The organism is Paenibacillus sp. 598K, assembly GCF_003851045.1.
In the GTDB taxonomy this organism is placed as follows: domain Bacteria; phylum Bacillota; class Bacilli; order Paenibacillales; family Paenibacillaceae; genus Paenibacillus_D.
Genome location: NZ_BFBX01000125.1, coordinates 12,164 through 16,054, shown reverse-complemented (window position 1 = coordinate 16,054; position 3,891 = coordinate 12,164). Strand labels below are relative to the sequence as shown.

At 56.4% G+C, this 3,891-nt stretch carries 4 protein-coding genes; all 4 read left to right on the top strand.

Annotated features, from left to right (window positions below; all coding sequences use genetic code 11):
- The coding region (locus tag PA598K_RS28965) for an SMI1/KNR4 family protein (protein ID WP_260405663.1) at positions 1-476 on the top strand (476 nt) is incomplete at its 5' end.
- A gap of 96 nt (positions 477-572) precedes the next feature.
- A complete protein-coding gene (locus PA598K_RS28960; RefSeq protein WP_128660278.1) occupies positions 573-1,436 on the top strand; it encodes a sce7726 family protein in 864 nt (287 codons plus the stop codon).
- Positions 1,418-2,371, top strand: coding sequence for a sce7725 family protein (locus tag PA598K_RS28955; RefSeq protein ID WP_128660277.1), 954 nt, complete (start codon positions 1,418-1,420; stop codon positions 2,369-2,371). Before PA598K_RS28960 ends, PA598K_RS28955 begins: the two co-directional genes overlap by 19 nt.
- On the top strand, positions 2,368-3,468 hold the full coding sequence (locus tag PA598K_RS28950) for an RES family NAD+ phosphorylase (RefSeq protein WP_128660276.1): 1,101 nt from the start codon (positions 2,368-2,370) through the stop codon (positions 3,466-3,468). Before PA598K_RS28955 ends, PA598K_RS28950 begins: the two co-directional genes overlap by 4 nt.
- Positions 3,469-3,891 lie beyond the last annotated feature (423 nt).

Here is a 3,891-nt window from a genome sequence, read left to right as displayed (position 1 = left end):
AAGGAATGGGCATAATCATGTATGAGAGATTGCTGGAAAAGCTGAATCAAACGAAGGCGATTCGCTGGTTTCCCAATAAAGGTGCAGAGGAGGCGGCGATCGTCGAGGTGGAGCAGGAGCTAGGCTACGCCTTGCCGCCGTCCTACCGCTGGTGGGCCCGTCATGTGAATAGCGGTTATATGAACGGTGGCAATATCCTCTGCATCGGACCGTCGGAGTATCGCGATCTCAACGACAGCGACTTGCTGTACATTCATCGGCTTAATGTGGAGGATGCGGACTGGCGAGCGCAGTTCCCCCATCGGCTCGATCTGTTCGTGCCGGATGCCGACGAGCTGTTTTTCTTCGACACCTCGAAGGCCGACACCGAGGGAGAATTCCCGGTCATGTGCTACGATCTGATGAATGCCGATATTTACGAATATGCGCCAACCTTCGCCGCCTTCCTGGGGCAGTTGATCGACGAGCGGAGCTGAGGCGAGCCTGCGGTGTGTGTGCAGGGCTTTTCTTGGAGATAAGACGGGCATACTTTGGCAATGACTCTTCGACGGGAAGGAAGGTGCTGGTCGCACATGCAGCACGGACTGTTGTTGAATCGCGTGTTTTCGCGGAACGTATGGCGAGGACTGATCGAGGGCAGTGACCGCGAGGCGTTCGCTGCCGCCATGCAAGCGTGCGTCCCCGAGCGGGCCGACAAGTCCAATCGCCAGCTCGTGGAGGAGATGTACGGCATCCTGAGGAAAAGCTATCGCAATGAATACTTCTATAAAAATACGCTGCTCAACAAGCTCCTGCTCGGCGTACACAAGCCGACGACAACGACAGCCTTGACCGAGCTTGGGATCGGCAAAGCCAAGGCAGACTTCGTGCTCATCAACGGCCGGGCGACCGTCTATGAGATCAAGACCGAGCTGGATAACCTCGAGCGGATGGCGTCGCAGATCGAGCACTATTATCAGGCGTTCAGTCAAGTGTGCATCGTGGCGGGCGAGACGCATCTCGAAGCGATTCGCCGCAGGTGGGCGGGTTCGACTGTAGGCATTATCGTACTAACGAATAAAGACACGTTGCGCGAGCTCCAAAAGCCGCAAGATCATCCGGCGGGGCTCGATGCAGCCGTCATGTTCGGCATGCTTCGCAAGGCGGAGTTCGAGCAGCTGTTGCTCCGCCAGTGCGGCGAACTGCCTGCAGTATCCCAGTTTGATTATTATCGCACCTGCAAGCGGATGCTGACGCAGCTTAACCCGGACGTCTGGCATGCCGATTTCATCCGCGTTTTGAAGCAGCGGCACTCGGTAGAGGTGGAGTTGTACCGCCGCGTACCGTATGCGCTGAAGTTCCTGGCCTATTTCCTAGAGCTGAAACGAGACGATTATGAGCGTATGGAGGCATTTCTGGAGGAGAAGGAGGGCTGGTTATGTACTTCCCCTACTTGAGAGGACGGCAGTTCGAGCTGATCGCGGTGCGCGAGCTGGCGGAGCTGGGCTTGTTAAGCAGACGGATCCTGCCGATTATCGAGCCTGTCCGATTGTCTGCGGCGTTGCTCAAGACGCTGGAGACCTGTCGGGAGCAGGACTATATTCTGGGGCTGGTGCGCAATCCGCAGGTCGGATCGATGATCAAGGAGCTGGCCGATCCCAAAAACGAGCAAGAAGGAGAACGCTTTCGGGAAGCGTTGAGACAAGGAGCGATCATGCCGGTCCTCTGTGCCGAGCCGGAGCTGACGGAACAGCTGAAGTGGCTGGCGCAGGAGGGAATTGGCCAGGAGAGTGTAGCGGTGGTGTGCGTCGCTGTCGATGCGATCGGCGAGATCGATCAGGCATTTGGCGCAGAGAAGCCCCGGTTTGTGTTCATCCCCGATGAAAGCCTGTTCCGAAGAAGGCTGCAGCGCAGCGCCGACAGCGTCATGTTCATGGATCGATTCCCGAAGCGCAGCCGCAATGTCGATTATTTGACGACCCAGGACGAGCACTTCTCCCTGGATCATCTCTATTATAAGGAAGAGGGGTATGTCGGCTTCTCCGATTACTCGATCGCGGGCAGCGAATACTCCGAATCGGGCTTTGCGCCATACGCCATCGCGATTCATATCGTCTATCTGGCCGATGACCAGTCGTTGCGGGTGCGGCATTTTGTATCCGATACCAACGACGATATCCGCGACCCGGCCGGGAAGTTCTCGGAGGCGCTGGAGAAGCTGGTGCAATGGAACGCTGGCCGGACAGCAAAATTGGACACTTATGGGATACGGATGCTGGAGGAGCTCTACAACAGCCGCTCGTACCCTGGACTCGGCACGGTCAAGAAGCTCTGCATCATGCATCACCTGGAGACGATGAGCCGTTTTCTGGAAGGAGATGATGCAAGATGAGATTCTGCAACTATTGCATTATCGACGGCGAGCTGCGGCCGATGATGGACTCGCTGCAGACGGAGGACAGCTGTCCGCTATGCGGCAATAGGCGGGCGCGGATCTACGATACGGACGAGCCAAGCGGGCTGGTAGGCATCGCCGAGACCTTCGAGCGACTGATCGAGATCTATACGCCGCAGTCGCTGCTGCCGCCGGACTTCCCGAGCGAAGAGCGGCGCTTGCTCGTCTCGGAGCTGACGGATCGCTGGCATATCTTCAACCCGCAGCTCTCCTCGACCCATGTGTACAACATCATCCGCACCGTATGCGAGGACAAGTACCGGAGTATGCCGAGCCTGTTCGACGCCCCCGTAGGTATCGCCGAGCTCAATGACCGCGCCTATCTGGAGCATCATTCGCTGCTGCGATCGCACGCCTGGGATGATTTTGTGAACTCGGTCAAACGGCATAACCGCTTCCATACGCATCATATCGCGCTTGATCTGCTCAAGCGTTACTGCTCCTTTATAAGGAAGGTATACAAGAAAGGCACTGTGTTCTATCGCGGCCGCATCTCGGGCGAGGAGGGCTTCCCGCCAGAACAGATGAGCGCGCCGCCGACCGAGCTGGTCACTGCGGGCAGGGCCAACTCGGCAGGGATCCGATGTCTGTATCTGGCCAGCGATGTGGAGACGACCATCCACGAGCTGAGAGCCGGCATCTTCGATTATGTGTCGATCGGCCGCTTCGAGCTGACGGAGGATATCGTCGTCGTCGACCTCAAGGATATCGATCATATCAGCCCGTTCATCGACGGGCTCGACCCTGTCGAGCATGCGATCAACAAGGAGCATCTGAAGCGGATCAACATGGAGATCGGCCGGGCGCTGAGGCGCAGCGACAGTCCGCTCGATTATATCCCGACGCAGTACATAGCCGACTTCATCAAGAGCGTCACGCATGACGGCAAGCCGGAGTACGCCGGCATCGAGTACAACAGCACGCTTAACAAAAACGGCCTCAACCTCGCGATCTTCTACCCCGAGCTGTTCGAGTGCCGAGAGGTCGAGGTGGTCCATATCAACGAGCTCAAGTATACGATCGAGAGATATTGATCGTGCCGGCTTCCGGCCGTGCCCGTTGGTCGTGCCTGTTGGTAAGGGACATATTTGACGCTTAGCGGGCATATACGCGTCATTCTACAATTTAACGGTCAGATTCGACGCTTAGCCGGGAGAAACTTGCGTTCCCCGGCTTTTTGCAGTCTCTAAGACGCAAATCTGACCGTTAGATTGGGGCATCAGCAGCCTTTCGAAAGAAATGTTAGCCTTCGAAAAAAGGTTAAGTCGCTGCTAACAGCGCCAAAATGGAAGCGTTAGCATCCCAATAATGGTAAATGGGCAAAGACAGGCGGAGATGGTACAGTGGAGCAAGAAAAGCAAAGCGCCGTGAATACGTTAAGCTCATCCAAGTAGATGAGCAAATATCAGGCTATTGAAAAAGGCCGAAGAGGCACGGAATCGAATCTGTAGAAGCGA